Source organism: Pseudomonas sp. 43mfcvi1.1, from assembly GCF_900115935.1.
Lineage (GTDB): Bacteria > Pseudomonadota > Gammaproteobacteria > Pseudomonadales > Pseudomonadaceae > Aquipseudomonas > Aquipseudomonas bijieensis.
Genome location: NZ_UETT01000002.1, coordinates 205,296 through 220,978 on the forward strand (window position 1 = coordinate 205,296; position 15,683 = coordinate 220,978).

Consider the following 15,683-nt stretch of genomic DNA (forward strand, 5'->3'; position numbering starts at 1 on the left):
TCACAAGGCTTTCAGCCAATTCCCCGACCGTTCCTGAACACCGCCTCCAACAAGTTGGCCGCTTGATTGCATATGCTTGTACATACAAGTAAAGACGTATGCGTATGAGTCATCGAATATTCAACGCAACGTTCGTAGAAATCGCTGCCCACTGCCCGGGCTGGTCTGGATTGATCGCTGAGGAGTTTTTGCTGTGACCGACGCTACCCGCAAACCCGAAAAATACCGTGACGTTGAAATCCGCGCGCCTCGCGGTAACACGCTGACCGCCAAGAGCTGGCTGACTGAAGCGCCGCTGCGTATGTTGATGAACAACCTCGACCCGGAAGTGGCCGAGAACCCCAAGGAACTGGTGGTCTACGGTGGCATCGGCCGCGCGGCGCGCAACTGGGAGTGCTACGACAAGATCGTCGAAAGCCTGACCAACCTGAACGACGACGAAACCCTGCTGGTGCAATCCGGCAAGCCGGTGGGCGTGTTCAAGACCCACAGCAATGCGCCTCGCGTCCTGATCGCCAACTCCAACCTGGTGCCGCACTGGGCCAGTTGGGAACACTTCAACGAACTCGACGCCAAGGGCCTGGCCATGTACGGCCAGATGACTGCCGGCAGCTGGATCTACATCGGCAGCCAGGGCATCGTCCAGGGCACCTACGAAACCTTCGTCGAGGCCGGTCGCCAGCACTACGACTCCAACCTCAAGGGCCGCTGGGTCCTCACCGCCGGCCTGGGCGGCATGGGCGGCGCACAACCATTGGCCGCGACCCTGGCCGGTGCGTGCTCGCTGAACATCGAATGCCAGCAGGTCAGCATCGATTTCCGCCTCAAGACCCGTTACGTCGACGAGCAGGCCAAAGACCTCGACGACGCCCTGGCCCGTATCGAGAAGTACACCGCCGAAGGCAAGGCGATTTCCATCGCGCTGTGTGGGAACGCCGCTGAAATCCTGCCGGAAATGGTCCGTCGTGGCGTGCGCCCGGACATGGTCACCGACCAGACCAGCGCCCACGACCCACTCAACGGCTACCTGCCGGCCGGGTGGACCTGGGACGAATACCGCGCCCGCGCCAAGACCGAACCCGCCGCCGTGGTGAAGGCCGCCAAGCAATCGATGGCCGTCCACGTCAAAGCCATGCTGGCCTTCCAGAAAATGGGCGTGCCGACCTTCGACTACGGCAACAACATCCGCCAGATGGCCCAGGAAGAAGGCGTCGAAAATGCCTTCGATTTCCCAGGCTTCGTCCCGGCCTACATCCGTCCGCTGTTCTGCCGTGGCATCGGCCCGTTCCGTTGGGCCGCGCTGTCGGGTGACCCGCAGGACATCTACAAGACCGACGCCAAGGTCAAGGAACTGATCCCCGACGATGCCCACCTGCACAACTGGCTGGACATGGCCCGCGAGCGCATCAGCTTCCAGGGCTTGCCGGCACGTATCTGCTGGGTTGGCCTGGGCCAGCGCGCCAAGTTGGGCCTGGCCTTCAACGAAATGGTGCGCAGCGGCGAATTGTCGGCCCCTATCGTGATTGGTCGCGACCACCTGGACTCCGGTTCCGTGGCCAGCCCCAACCGTGAAACCGAATCCATGCAGGACGGTTCCGACGCGGTCTCCGACTGGCCGCTGCTCAACGCCTTGCTCAACACCGCCAGCGGCGCGACCTGGGTTTCGCTGCACCACGGTGGCGGCGTCGGCATGGGCTTCTCCCAGCATTCGGGCATGGTGATCGTCTGCGACGGTACCGACGAAGCGGCCGAGCGCATTGCTCGTGTGCTGCATAACGACCCGGGTACCGGGGTGATGCGCCATGCCGATGCCGGTTACCAGATCGCTATCGACTGCGCGAAAGAACAGGGGCTGAACCTGCCGATGATCACCGGCAAATAATGCAAATTCCCCTGTAGGAGCGAGCCTGCTCGCGATGACGTCAGCACATTCAATTCAGGTGTCGGCTGATAGATCGCAATCGCGAGCAGGCTCGCTCCCACATGGAAATTGCAGCGCCAATGAATTCCAGAACAATCCACCAGAGGTTGAACCATGGCTGTCAGTAGCACACGCGCAAGCAGCAAGCCGTTGATCGAGAAACGTTCGATCGACTACATCCCGGAAGCGGAGCGGCACGGTCGGTTGTTGAGCCAGTTCACTCTCTGGATGGGGGCTAACCTGCAAATCACTGCCATTGTCACCGGCGCATTGGCGGTGGTGCTGGGCGGTGACGTGTTCTGGTCGTTGATCGGTTTGCTGATCGGCCAACTGCTCGGCGGTGGCGTGATGGCGTTGCATGCCGCACAAGGACCCAAGCTTGGCCTGCCGCAGATGATCTCCAGCCGGGTGCAGTTCGGTGTCTACGGCGCGGCCATCCCGATCGTGCTGGTGTGCCTGATGTACCTGGGTTTCACCGCAACCGGAACCGTGCTTTCCGGCCAGGCGCTGGGCCAGTTGTTCGGCGTCAGCGACAGTGTCGGCATCCTCATTTTCGCCAGTGTCATCGTGCTGGTCACGGTGCTCGGTTATCGGGTGATTCACTTCATTGGCCGTGTCGCCAGCATCCTTGGCGTGATTGCCTTTGTTTACCTGTTCGCTCGCCTGATGAGCCAGACAGACGTTGGCGCACTCCTGCAAATCCGCCATTTCAGCTGGAGCAGCTTCCTGCTGGCGGTGTCGCTTGCGGCATCCTGGCAGATCGCCTTCGGCCCCTACGTGGCGGACTATTCGCGTTACCTGCCGAGCAAGACGTCCTCGGTGAAAACCTTTTTTGCCGCAGGCGCCGGTTCAGTCATCGGCGCACAGGTGGCGATGATCCTCGGCGTATTTGCCGCCGCCTCGGCCAACGGGCAGTTCGCAGGTCACGAAGTGGCCTACATCGTTGGCCTGGGCGGGACCGGCGCCACCGCTGCGCTGCTGTACTTCAGCATCGCGTTCGGCAAGGTCACCATCTCCACGCTGAACTCCTACGGCAGCTTCATGTGCATTGCCACCATCATCAGCGGTTTTCGTGGCCACCTGCACGTCACACGCTTGCAACGCCTGGTCTTCGTGCTGGTCATCGTCGGCGCCGCGACCCTGATCGCGCTGCTCGGCCAGCACTCGTTCCTCGGTGCGTTCAAGTCCTTCATCCTGTTCTTGCTGGCGTTCTTTACGCCGTGGAGCGCGATCAACCTGGTGGACTACTACTGCATCACTCGCGAGCGCTATGACGTGCCGGCACTGGCTGACCCGAACGGTCGCTACGGTCGCTGGAACGCCCTCGGTATCAGCATCTATGCGGTAGGTGTACTGATTCAATTGCCGTTCATTGCCACCAAGTTCTATACCGGTCCGCTGGTGGGAGCGATGGGGGGTGTGGATATTTCCTGGATCATCGGTCTGGTGGTCCCGGCGGTGCTGTATTACCTCGCCGCCAAGAAGTGGCACAGCGCTGTACCCGATCAATTGATCCTGCCGGTCGAGCAGGACACGGTTGACGCACAACCGAGCAGGGCGGGCCGCGTTCAAGCGGTCTGATGGGACGTTGACAGGGCTGGATGCCTCTTGACTGCCGTAAGCCAATTCACTGATTAGGAGCGTCACACAATGAAATCGAACAAGACCCTGCTGACCACATTGCTTTCCATGGGCCTGCTGGCCAGTGCCGGCGCCACGCAAGCGGCGGGTTGGTGCGAGTCGGGCAAACCGGTGAAGTTCGCCGGCCTGAACTGGGAAAGTGGCATGCTGCTGACCGACGTCCTGCAAGTGGTGCTGGAAAAAGGCTACGACTGCAAGACCGACAGCCTGCCAGGCAACTCCATCACCATGGAAAACGCCCTGAGCAGCAACGACATCCAGGTGTTTGCCGAAGAGTGGGTCGGCCGCAGCGAAGTCTGGAACAAGGCCGAGAAGGCCGGCAAAGTGGTCGGTGTCGGTGCCCCGGTCGTAGGCGCCATCGAAGGTTGGTACGTGCCGCGCTACGTGGTGGAAGGCGATGCCAAGCGCAAGCTCGAAGCCAAGGCGCCAGGCCTGAAGAACATCGCCGACCTGGGGCAGTACGCCGCCGTGTTCAAGGATCCGGAAGAACCGTCCAAGGGCCGTTTCTACAACTGCCCGGCCGGCTGGACCTGTGAGCTGGACAACAGCGAAATGCTGAAAAGCTATGGCCTGGAAAAAACCTACACCAACTTCCGCCCCGGCACTGGCCCGGCCCTGGATGCGGCCGTGCTGTCGAGCTACAAGCGTGGCGAACCGATCCTGTTCTACTACTGGTCGCCAACGCCGCTGATGGGCCAGGTGGATCTGGTGAAACTGGAAGAAAAACCGGGCGTGGATAAGAGCGTGAGCATCAAGGTCGGCCTGTCCAAGACCTTCCATGACGAAGCACCGGAACTGGTGGCCGTGCTGGAAAAGGTCAACCTGCCCATCGACATCCTGAACCAGAACCTCGGACGCATGGCCAAGGAGCGGATCGAGTCGCCAAAACTGGCGAAGATCTTCCTGAAGGAACATCCTGAAGTCTGGCACGCCTGGGTAAGCGAAGACGCTGCCAAGAAAATCGACGCGGCTCTGTAGGTCGAATACCCCCGGCCAGTCGTAGGGCTGGCCGGGACGTTCACCGCATCCACTTGATCGAGAGTCTCTTATGTTTCCCGAAAGCTTTACCTTCTCCATCGCCGACTGGGTCAACGGTTGGGTTGACTCCCTGGTGACCAACTATGGCGATGTGTTCCGGCACATCTCCGACACCCTGCTGTGGGCCATCGTCAACCTCGAAGGCCTGCTGCGCATGGCGCCCTGGTGGCTGATGCTGGCCATCGTCGGCGGCGTTGCCTGGCACGCCACCCGCAAGGTCGTGGCCACGGCGGTCATCGTCGGCCTGTTGTTCCTGGTGGGGGCGGTGGGCCTGTGGGACAAACTGATGCAGACCCTCGCCCTGATGCTGGTGGCGACGCTGATCTCGGTGTTGATCGGCATCCCGCTGGGCATCCTCTCGGCGCGCAGCAATCGCCTGCGTTCGGTGCTGATGCCGCTGCTGGACATCATGCAGACCATGCCGAGCTTCGTGTACCTGATTCCGGTGTTGATGCTGTTCGGCCTGGGCAAGGTCCCGGCGATTTTCGCCACGGTGATCTATGCCGCGCCGCCATTGATTCGCCTGACCGACCTGGGCATTCGCCAAGTGGACGGCGAAGTGATGGAAGCCATCAACGCGTTTGGCGCCAATCGCTGGCAACAGCTGTTCGGCGTGCAACTGCCCCTGGCCCTGCCGAGCATCATGGCCGGGATCAACCAGACCACCATGATGGCCCTGTCGATGGTCGTCATCGCTTCGATGATCGGCGCCCGAGGCCTGGGTGAAGACGTGCTGGTGGGCATCCAGACCCTCAACGTCGGACGCGGCCTCGAAGCGGGGCTGGCCATCGTGATTCTCGCCGTGGTCATCGACCGCATTACCCAGGCCTATGGTCGTCCTCGGCACGAGGTGAGCAAATGAGCAACGCAGCCATCAGCAAGATCGAAGTCAAGAACGTCTTCAAGATTTTCGGCAATCGCTCCAAGGAAGCCCTGGAGCTGATCCGCCAGAACAAGACCAAGGACCAGGTACTGGCCGAAACCGGTTGCGTGGTCGGCGTGAACGACTTATCGCTGAGTATCGGCACCGGTGAGATCTTCGTGATCATGGGCCTGTCCGGCTCCGGCAAGTCCACGTTGGTGCGGCACTTCAACCGGCTGATCGATCCTACCAGTGGGGCGATCCTGGTAGACGGTGAAGACATCCTGCAACTGGACATGGACGCCCTGCGCGAGTTTCGCCGGCACAAGATCAGTATGGTGTTCCAGAGCTTCGGCCTGCTGCCCCACAAGAGCGTGCTGGACAACGTCGCCTACGGCTTGAAAGTGCGCGGCGAGAGCAAGCAGGTGTGCGCTGAGCGAGCGCTGCACTGGATCAACACCGTGGGCCTGAAGGGCTATGAGAACAAGTACCCGCACCAGCTCTCAGGCGGCATGCGCCAGCGCGTGGGCCTGGCCCGTGCCTTGGCGGCGGACACCGACATCATCCTGATGGACGAAGCCTTCAGCGCCCTCGACCCGCTGATCCGCGCGGAAATGCAGGACCAGTTGCTGGAGCTGCAAAAGACCCTGCACAAGACCATCGTGTTCATCACCCACGACCTCGACGAGGCCGTGCGCATCGGCAACCGCATCGCGATCCTCAAGGACGGCAAGCTGATTCAGGTCGGCACGCCCCGGGAGATCCTGCACTCGCCGGCGGATGAGTATGTCGATCGGTTCGTGCAGCGGCGTGCGGCGGTGGTTTGAGGTAGGACGCAGTTGTGGCGAGGGGATTTATCTGTGGGAGCAAAGCTTGCTCGCGATACAGGCGCCTCGGTTCCAGAGAGACCGCGTTGTTTTTATCGCGGGCAAGCCTTGCTCCCACAGATGTCCGCCCCTCGCCACAAATTTTTTGGCAACTTATATGCGCACGAGGTTGAAGATGTCCCAGGCTGAAAAAATCGTAATCACCGGCGCTCCGTTGCGCTGGCAGGACGTGGTCGCCGTCGCCCGCTTCGGCGCTGTGCTCGAGCTGTCGGCCCAGGCCTGGGCACGGATCGACAATGCCCAGGCCATTGTCCAGCGCATCGTCGAAAGCGGTGAGCGTGCCTACGGCGTCAACACCGGCCTGGGAGCCTTGTGCAATGTCTCGCTCAAGGACGAACAACTCAGCCAACTGTCACGCAACACCCTGCTCAGCCATGCCTGTGGTGTCGGCGCGCCGCTTTCCGATGAGCAGACCCGGGCGATTCTCTGCGCCGCCATCCTCAACTACAGCCAGGGCAAGTCCGGCATTCATCGTCGGGTGGTCGAAGCGCTGCTGGCGTTGCTCAATCGTGGCATCACACCGCAAGTGCCCTCCCAAGGTTCGGTGGGCTACCTGACCCACATGGCCCACATCAGCATCGCGCTGCTGGGCGTGGGCAATGTCAGCTATCGCGGGCAAACAGTCCCGGCGCAACAGGCCCTGGCTGCCGAAGGCCTGCAACCGGTGCAACTGGGGGCCAAGGACGGTTTGTGCCTGGTCAACGGCACACCGTGCATGACCGGTCTGAGCTGCCTGGCTCTCGCCGATGCGACGCGCCTGCTGCAATGGGCCGATGTGATCGGTGCCATGAGCTTCGAGGCCCAGCGCGGGCAGATCGCAGCGTTCGATGCCGAGATCATCGCCCTCAAGCCGCATCCGGGCATGCAGCAAGTCGGGGGCAACTTGCGGGCCTTGCTCGACGGCAGCGAAGTCATCGCCGCGAGCCTGGGCATTCGCACCCAGGACGCCTTGAGTATCCGCTCGATTCCCCAAGTGCACGGAGCCGCTCGCGATCAGTTGGAGCATGCCCGTAAACAGATCGAAACCGAACTCAACGCCACCACCGATAACCCGCTGCTGCTGGGCACGCCGGAAAACTTCCGCGTCATGTCCCAGGCCAACCCCCACGGCCAGTCGGTGGCGTTGGCGGCGGATCTGCTGGCGATTGCCATGGCCGAAATCGGCTCCATCGCCGAGCGCCGCCTCGACCGTTTGATCAACCCCCATGTCAGCGGCCTGCCGGCATTCCTGGTGGCCAACCCCGGGGTGAATTCGGGGATGATGATCGTGCAATACGTCGCCGCGTCGCTGTGCGCCGAGAACAAGCAACTGGCGCAACCGGCGGTGCTCGACAACTTCGTCACTTCAGGGCTGCAAGAGGATCACTTGAGCATGGGCACCAACGCCGCCCTGAAGCTGCATCGGGCGTTGGAAAACTGCACGCAGATCCTCGCCATCGAATACCTGCTGGCGGCCCAGGCCTTTGAATTTCTCAAGACGCAACGCTTCGGTGCCGGCACCGACGTTGCGTGGAAACTGCTGCGCGAGCATGTCCCGGCCTACGACCAGGACCGCTGGCTGGCGCCGGACATCGCCAGCGCCGCCGCGCTGCTTAAAGATCCAGCCGTGCTGCACAACGCTTTACCGAATTTGAACTGATCAAAAACCGCCAGCGTGCCAAGGCACCCATCGCCCAAAAGGCGAGGGTGACGGATAACGGAACATTCCGGAGCGACTGGCGGGTGAAAACAAAACTCTCAAAAGGAGCAATACATGACTGCCTTAAACCTGATTCCCGGCCAATTGAGCCTGGCTCAATTGCGTGACATCTATCAGCAACCCGTGACCCTGAGCCTCGACGCCAGCGCGTCGGCGCAGATCGAAGCCAGTGTCGCCTGCGTTGAACAGATCCTGGCCGAGAACCGCACCGCCTACGGCATCAACACCGGTTTCGGCTTGCTGGCCTCGACCCGCATCGCCAGCGAAGACCTGGAAAACCTGCAGCGCTCCCTGGTGCTGTCCCATGCCGCCGGGGTGGGCGAGCCGATCAGCGATGCATTGGTTCGGCTGGTCATGGTGCTCAAGGTCAACAGCCTCAGCCGGGGCTTTTCCGGGATCCGCCGGCAGGTGATCGATGCGCTGATTGCGCTGATCAATGCCGAGGTCTATCCGCACATTCCGCTGAAAGGCTCGGTCGGCGCTTCCGGCGACCTGGCACCACTGGCCCACATGTCCCTGGTGTTGCTGGGCGAGGGTAAGGCCCGCTACAAGGGCGAATGGCTGCCGGCTGTCGAAGCGCTGAAAGTGGCCGGCCTTGCGCCGCTGACCCTGGCGGCGAAAGAAGGCCTGGCGCTGCTCAACGGCACTCAGGTGTCCACCGCGTTTGCCCTGCGTGGCCTGTTCGAAGGCGAAGACCTGTTCGCCGGTGCCCTGGCCCTGGGTAGCTTGACGGTGGAAGCGGTACTCGGCTCGCGGTCGCCATTCGACGCGCGCATCCATGCCGCCCGCGGCCAGAAAGGCCAGATCGATGCCGCCGCTGCCTACCGCGACCTGTTGGGCGAACGTAGCGAAGTCTCCGATTCGCACCAGAACTGCGACAAGGTCCAGGACCCCTACTCCCTGCGCTGTCAGCCGCAAGTGATGGGCGCCTGCCTGACCCAGTTCCGCCAGGCCGCCGAAGTGCTGGTGATCGAGGCCAACGCGGTGTCGGACAACCCGCTGGTGTTCGCCGCCGAGGGTGACGTGATTTCCGGTGGCAACTTCCACGCCGAACCGGTGGCGATGGCTGCCGACAACATGGCCTTGGCGATCGCCGAAATCGGCTCCCTGAGCGAGCGGCGTATTTCGTTGATGATGGACAAGCACATGTCGCAACTGCCGCCGTTCCTGGTGGCCAATGGTGGGGTGAACTCGGGCTTCATGATCGCCCAGGTCACCGCTGCCGCCCTGGCCAGTGAAAACAAGGCGCTGTCCCATCCTCATTCGGTAGACAGCCTGCCGACCTCGGCCAACCAGGAAGACCACGTCTCCATGGCCCCGGCCGCTGGCAAGCGCCTGTGGGAAATGGCCGAGAACACTCGCGGGATTCTCGCGGTGGAATGGCTGGCGGCTTGCCAGGGGTTGGACCTGCGCGGTGGTTTGAAGACCTCGGCGAAGCTGGAACAGGCTCGCAGCCTGTTGCGCGCAGAAGTGCCGTTTTATGAGAAGGACCGGTTCTTTGCGCCGGACATCAACGCGGCGAGCGAGTTGTTGGCCAGTCGTTGCCTGAATGAACTGGTCACGGCGCAATTGCTGCCGAGCCTGTAAGGGCCTCATCGCGAGCAGGCTCGCTCCCACAAGGTTCAGCGCAATCCTTGTGGGAGCGAGCCTGCTTGCGAATCGATTTTGAATGAGACGAGGAAACTCGGGATGAAAACCCTCTGGCAAAACTGCCACGCCGCGACCATGGCCCAGGGCGTCTACTCGATCATCGAAGACGCCGCCATCGTCACCCAGGGCGGGCACATCCAATGGATCGGCCCGCGTGCCGAATTGCCGACGGGTGACTACCCGGCGGTCAACGATCTCAAGGGCGCCTGGGTCACCCCGGGGCTGATCGACTGCCACACCCACACAGTGTTTGGTGGCAACCGCAGTGGTGAATTCGAACAGCGCCTGCAAGGTGTCAGCTACGCCGAAATCGCGGCGGCCGGCGGTGGCATCGCCAGCACCGTGCGCGCCACTCGCGCCGCCAGCGAAGAAGAGTTGTTCGCCAGTGCCGCCAAGCGCCTGCAAAGCTTGATGCGCGACGGCGTGACCACGGTGGAAATCAAATCCGGCTACGGCCTGGACCTGGCCAGCGAACGCAAGATCTTGCGGGTCATCCGCCGTCTCGGTGCCGAACTGCCGGTCAGCGTGCGCAGCACCTGTCTGGCGGCCCACGCCTTGCCACCGGAATACAAAGATCGCGCCGATGATTACATCGAGCACATCTGCACCGAGATGCTGCCGGCCCTGGCAGCCGAAGGCTTGGTGGATGCGGTGGATGCCTTCTGCGAATACCTGGCGTTTTCCCCAGCGCAAGTCGAGCGGGTGTTTATCGCAGCGCAGCAACTGGGGCTGCCAGTGAAGCTGCACGCCGAGCAATTGTCGTCCCTGCACGGTTCAAGCCTGGCGGCGCGTTACCAGGCGCTGTCGGCCGATCACCTGGAGTTCATGACCGAAGACGATGCCAAGGCCATGGCCGAGGCCGGCACGGTGGCGGTGCTGCTGCCGGGGGCGTTTTATTTCCTGCGCGAAACCCAGCTGCCGCCCATGGACGCCCTGCGCAAGCACGGCGTGAAGATCGCCGTGGCCAGCGACCTCAACCCCGGCACCTCGCCGGCGCTGTCGCTGCGCTTGATGTTGAACATGGCCTGCACCTGTTTTCGCATGACCCCGGAAGAAGCCCTGGCCGGGGTGACCATTCATGCCGCCCAGGCCTTGGGCATGGCGGACACCCACGGTTCGCTGGAAGCCGGCAAGGCGGCGGATTTTGTCGCCTGGCATATCGACCGCCCGGCCGACCTGGCGTACTGGCTTGGTGGCGATCTGGAAAAGCGCGTCGTGCGTCACGGCGTTGAAATCGATTGAGGAGAACGGTTGTGGAGAAGGTCCTGAATTTCAAGCAAGGGCGCGTGCCGCTGTTGATCAGCATGCCCCACGCCGGCCTGCGCCTGACCCCGGCGGTACAGGCCGGGTTGATCCCCGAGGCGCAAAGCCTGCCGGATACCGACTGGCACATCCCAAGGCTCTACGAATTTGCCGCCGAGCTGGGCGCCAGCACCCTGGCCGCGGAGTACTCGCGGTTCGTCATCGACCTGAACCGACCCTCCGATGACAAGCCGATGTACGTTGGCGCCACCACCGGTTTGTACCCGGCGACGTTGTTCGATGGCGTGCCATTGTTTCGCGAAGGCTTGGAGCCGTCGGCCGAGGAGCGGGCGACTTATCTGCAACAGGTCTGGATGCCTTATCACCAGGCGCTGCGGCAGGAACTGGCGCGGCTCAAGGCCGAATTCGGCTATGCCTTGCTGTTCGATGCCCATTCGATCCGCTCGGTGATCCCGCACCTGTTCGACGGCAAACTGCCGGATTTCAACCTTGGCACGTTCAACGGCGTCAGTTGCGACCCGACCCTGGCCAGCCAGCTCGAAGCCATCTGTGCCCGCCACGATCAATTCACTCATGTGCTCAACGGGCGATTCAAGGGCGGACACATCACCCGGTACTATGGCAACCCGACCGAAGACATCCACGCGGTGCAACTGGAGCTGTGCCAGAGCACCTACATGGAAGAGTTCGAACCGTTCAACTACCGCGCGGACTTGGCGGAACCGACCCAGGTGGTGCTCAAGCAATTGCTGGAAGGTTTGCTGGCGTGGGGGCAGCAGGCTTACAAAAAATAAACACCTGCGCGATTCCTCTGTGGCGAGGGGAGTCATCTGTGGGAGCAAAGCTTGCTCGCGATACAGGCGCCTCGGTTTCAGGGGAACCGCGGTGTCTTCATCGCGGGCAAGCCTTGCTCCCACAGATCCCCTCGCCACAGGGTTGTGTTGTCCTTGAACCTCGGAGGGGAACGGTCGCCACCGTGCAAAACCGCGTCGCCACAGTTCATCTTCAGCCCCTCGACGCTGCGTAATGTTCCGGTCACGGTGCACCAAGACACCGACCTACAATAATCGCTGCCGCACGAGACCTTCCCGATGAAAAGACTGTTCAAACGCTGTCTGTCGATCCTCTGCGGTACCGCCATCCTGAGCGGCGGGGCCATGGCCGCCGAGCCGGCGTCGTGCCAGGCCGTGCGCATGGGCGTGGTCAACTGGACCGACGTGATCGCCACCAGCGGCATGGCCGATGTACTGCTCACGGGCCTGGGCTACGAAAGCAAGCAGACCAGCGCGGTGCAACAGATCATCTTCGCCGGCATCCGCGACAAGCGCCTCGATATCTTCCTGGGCTACTGGAAACCGGCGATGGACAAGAACATCGCCCCGTTCCTGGCGGCCAACCAGGTGAAGGTGTTGGACAAACCGAGCCTGGCCGATGCCCAAGCCACCCTGGCCGTGCCCGACTATGTGGCGGCGGCGGGGCTCAAGACCTTTGCCGACATCGCCCGGTTCAAGGATCAGTTGGGTGGCAAGATCTACGGCATCGAGCCGGGCAGTGGAGCCAACACCACCATCAAGACCATGATCGAAACCAACCACTTCGGCCTCAAGGACTTCAAGCTGATCGAATCCGGCGAGGCGGGCATGCTGGCCGCGGTGCAACGGGCGGTGAATCGCAAGGAGTTCGTGGTCTTCGTCGGCTGGACCCCGCACCCGATGAACATCAACATGAACATCACCTACCTGACCGGCAGTGAGGACGTCTACGGCCCGAACGAGGGCGCGGCGACCGTCTCCACCGTGACTGCGCCGGACTACGCCCAACGCTGCCCGAATGTGAATCACCTGCTGGAGAACCTGACCTTCACCGCCGCCCAGGAAAGCCAGTTGATGGTGCCGATCATGGAGCGCAAGACACCCCAGGACGTCGCCCGGCAATGGCTGCGTGACCATCCCGAGGATCTTCAGCGCTGGCTGGCCGGTGTCACCAGCTTCGATGGCAAGGATGGCGTGGCGGCGGTGCAGGCCAGTCTCAAGAATTGACCTACCTGGCTGTGGCGGGGTGATTCATCTGTGGGAGCAAGGCTTGCCCGCGATAGCGATGTATCAGTCGACATAACTATTGGATGTACCGCTGCCATCGCGGGCAAGCCTTGCTCCCACATTTCAATAGGTGGTGTTCTTCATGGCCTCATATCCACTCTCTGAACAGATGTCCGCCTTCATCGACAAAACCCTGAGCTTCTCCAGCCCGGACGACAGCCTCGCCGGTTCGCGCCAGGCCTACAGCCAGATGTGCCGGGCGTTCACCCCGCCATATCCGCCAACGCTGGCCATCGAGGATTTCGAGTGGGCCGGTGTGGGCGTACGTGCTTATCACCCACGGCGTGCAGCGCCGCCCGCAGGCTGGCCGTGCATCCTCTATTTGCACGGCGGTGGTTGGGTGGTGGGAGACCTGGACTCCCATGACTTCATCTGTATGGAACTGGCTGCCGCCCTGGGCGCGTTGGTGGTGGCCGTGGATTATCGGCTGGCGCCAGAGCATCCGTTTCCGGCAGGCTTGGACGATTGCCTCGCCGTGTGGCGCCATCTGGCAGCCGCCCCCTTTGCCATCGACCCGCGTCGCCGACTGGTGGCCGGTGACAGTGCCGGAGGCAATCTCGCCGCTGCGTTATGCCTGGCCTTGCGCGATGCCGGGCAACCGTTGCCCCGTTCCCAGGTGTTGATCTACCCGGCGCTCGCTGGTCCGGCGCCTCTGCCGTCGCGCCGCGAACATGCCAATGCGCCGCTGTTGAGCAGCCGCGACCTGGACAGCTATCACGCGCTTTACCTGGGCGGCCTCGCACCGTCGCCCGGCGCCATGCCATTGCTCGCCGATGACCTGAGCGGGCTGCCGCCGGCGTTGATCGTCGTGGCGCAGTGGGACCCGCTGCGTGACGATGGCGTCCTTTACAGCGAGCGGCTGAACGCCGCAGGGGTGGATGCCGTGTTGTATGTCGGCGAAGGGTTGGTCCATGGTTGCCTGCGCGGTCGGAGTCTGGTGCCGGAGGTCGATCAGATGTATCGCACGCTGCTGGCGTACCTGGCTGACACGCTTTGACTGCGCAGGGGGCATGCTCATTAAGGTAATTCGGGTTTATGATGCCGGACGGCAGACTAAATAGAAGTCCCCACAGGGATGACTCGACCCCTTACGGAGCGCTCAATGCAGACTTTGTACCCGCAGATCAAACCCCATGCCCGGCACGATCTGGCTGTCGATGACACCCACACGCTCTACGTCGATGAAAGCGGTTCCCCGGAAGGCCTGCCCGTGGTGTTCATTCACGGCGGCCCGGGTGCTGGCTGCGATGCACAGAGCCGCCGCTACTTCGATCCGAACCTGTACCGCATCGTCACCTTCGACCAGCGCGGCTGCGGTCGGTCCACCCCCCACGCGAGCCTAGAGAACAACACCACCTGGGATCTGGTCGAAGACCTGGAGCGTATCCGCAAGCACCTGGGCATCGAAAAATGGGTGCTGTTTGGCGGCTCCTGGGGCTCGACCCTGGCCCTGGCCTATGCCCAGACCCACCCGGAGCGGGTGCATGGCCTGATCCTGCGTGGGATCTTTCTCTGCCGTCCGCAGGAAATCGAGTGGTTCTATCAGGCTGGCGCCAGTCGCCTGTTTCCCGACTACTGGCAGGATTACATTGCACCGATCCCATTGGACGAGCGCGACGACCTGCTCAGCGCCTTCCACAAGCGCCTGACCGGCAACGACCAGATCGCCCAGATGCACGCGGCCAAGGCCTGGTCCACCTGGGAGGGCCGCACCGCGACCCTGCGTCCGAATCCGCTGGTGGTCGATCGCTTCTCCGAGCCGCAGCGGGCTCTGTCGATCGCCCGGATCGAATGCCACTACTTCACCAACAATGCCTTCCTCGAGCCTAACCAGTTGATTCGCGACATGGGCAAGATCGCCCATTTGCCGGGCGTCATCGTGCATGGCCGCTACGACGTCATCTGCCCGTTGGACAATGCCTGGGAGCTGCACCAGAACTGGCCCAACAGCGAACTGCAGGTGATTCGCGACGCTGGCCACGCCGCTTCGGAGCCAGGGATCACCGACGCCCTGGTGCGCGCCGCGGCGCAAATGGCCCGGCGCTTGCTTGACCTGCCGCCTGAAGAAGCATGAAGGGGCTGTTGCAACGAGTTCGCGGCGCACGGGTCGAAGTATCAGGCGAGATCGTCGGAGCGGTGGACCAGGGTTTGCTGGTGTTGGTGGCCGTCGAGCCCGGGGATACCCGGGCCAGCGCCGACAAGCTCCTGCATAAGCTGCTTAACTACCGAGTGTTCAGCGACGCCGACGGCAAGATGAACCTGTCCCTGGCGGATGTCGGTGGCGGGTTGCTGCTGGTGTCGCAGTTCACCTTGGCGGCAGACACCAAAAGCGGTTTGCGCCCGAGTTTTTCGACCGCCGCGCCTCCGGCCCTGGGAGAAGAGTTGTTCAACTATTTGCTAACCCGGGCGAAACAGGTGCATGGCACTGTGGCATCAGGTAGATTCGGCGCCGACATGCAAGTGCATTTGGTCAATGATGGCCCGGTAACCTTCCTGTTACAGGCCTGAAAGCGTTTGAAACATCTTTTCGGATCTGTTTCGAGGCTAAACGGGGAGTTTTCTCGATAAATACTTTGCTATCCCTGATGCGTTGTCACGCGGGCTACTAGATAATCGCGCGCTA

The 15,683-nt window shown here is 62.3% G+C and carries 13 protein-coding genes; all 13 read left to right on the forward strand.

What is annotated here, in order from left to right:
- The first annotated feature begins 193 nt into the window (after positions 1-193).
- The 13 genes from hutU to dtd all read left to right on the forward strand — a co-directional run bounded on the left by hutU (position 194) and on the right by dtd (position 15,568).
- Complete coding sequence (gene hutU / locus DTP52_RS04300; RefSeq protein ID WP_039592729.1) at positions 194-1,882, forward strand: urocanate hydratase; 1,689 nt, start codon at positions 194-196, stop codon at positions 1,880-1,882.
- A 153-nt stretch (positions 1,883-2,035) separates the two neighbouring features.
- Entirely contained in the window at positions 2,036-3,502 is a 1,467-nt protein-coding gene (locus tag DTP52_RS04305; protein ID WP_109752005.1) for a cytosine permease, read from the forward strand.
- 69 nt (positions 3,503-3,571) lie between these two features.
- Entirely contained in the window at positions 3,572-4,540 is a 969-nt protein-coding gene (locus tag DTP52_RS04310; protein WP_014336129.1) for an ABC transporter substrate-binding protein, read from the forward strand.
- Positions 4,541-4,610: 70 nt separating this feature from the next.
- On the forward strand, positions 4,611-5,462 hold the full coding sequence (locus tag DTP52_RS04315; protein WP_109752006.1) for a proline/glycine betaine ABC transporter permease: 852 nt from the start codon (positions 4,611-4,613) through the stop codon (positions 5,460-5,462).
- Positions 5,459-6,289 (forward strand): glycine betaine/L-proline ABC transporter ATP-binding protein, encoded by an 831-nt coding sequence (locus tag DTP52_RS04320; protein WP_050586211.1) that lies wholly within the window; start codon positions 5,459-5,461, stop codon positions 6,287-6,289. The genes DTP52_RS04315 and DTP52_RS04320 overlap by 4 nt, the downstream gene beginning before the upstream one ends.
- A 175-nt stretch (positions 6,290-6,464) precedes the next feature.
- A complete protein-coding gene (gene hutH / locus DTP52_RS04330) occupies positions 6,465-7,988 on the forward strand; it encodes a histidine ammonia-lyase (RefSeq protein ID WP_109752007.1) in 1,524 nt (507 codons plus the stop codon).
- 114 nt (positions 7,989-8,102) lie between these two features.
- A complete protein-coding gene (gene hutH, locus DTP52_RS04335) occupies positions 8,103-9,635 on the forward strand; it encodes a histidine ammonia-lyase (protein ID WP_109752008.1) in 1,533 nt (510 codons plus the stop codon).
- Between the two features lie 102 nt (positions 9,636-9,737).
- Entirely contained in the window at positions 9,738-10,940 is a 1,203-nt protein-coding gene (hutI, locus tag DTP52_RS04340) for an imidazolonepropionase (protein ID WP_109752009.1), read from the forward strand.
- An 11-nt stretch (positions 10,941-10,951) separates the two neighbouring features.
- Complete coding sequence (hutG, locus tag DTP52_RS04345; RefSeq protein ID WP_109752010.1) at positions 10,952-11,755, forward strand: N-formylglutamate deformylase; 804 nt, start codon at positions 10,952-10,954, stop codon at positions 11,753-11,755.
- Between the two features lie 297 nt (positions 11,756-12,052).
- Positions 12,053-13,000, forward strand: coding sequence for a choline ABC transporter substrate-binding protein (locus tag DTP52_RS04355; protein WP_109752011.1), 948 nt, complete (start codon positions 12,053-12,055; stop codon positions 12,998-13,000).
- Positions 13,001-13,142: 142 nt separating this feature from the next.
- On the forward strand, positions 13,143-14,057 hold the full coding sequence (locus tag DTP52_RS04360; protein ID WP_109752012.1) for an alpha/beta hydrolase: 915 nt from the start codon (positions 13,143-13,145) through the stop codon (positions 14,055-14,057).
- A 105-nt stretch (positions 14,058-14,162) separates the two neighbouring features.
- A complete protein-coding gene (pip, locus tag DTP52_RS04365; protein WP_003196909.1) occupies positions 14,163-15,134 on the forward strand; it encodes a prolyl aminopeptidase in 972 nt (323 codons plus the stop codon).
- Positions 15,131-15,568 (forward strand): D-aminoacyl-tRNA deacylase, encoded by a 438-nt coding sequence (dtd, locus tag DTP52_RS04370; RefSeq protein ID WP_109752013.1) that lies wholly within the window; start codon positions 15,131-15,133, stop codon positions 15,566-15,568. Before pip ends, dtd begins: the two co-directional genes overlap by 4 nt.
- Positions 15,569-15,683 lie beyond the last annotated feature (115 nt).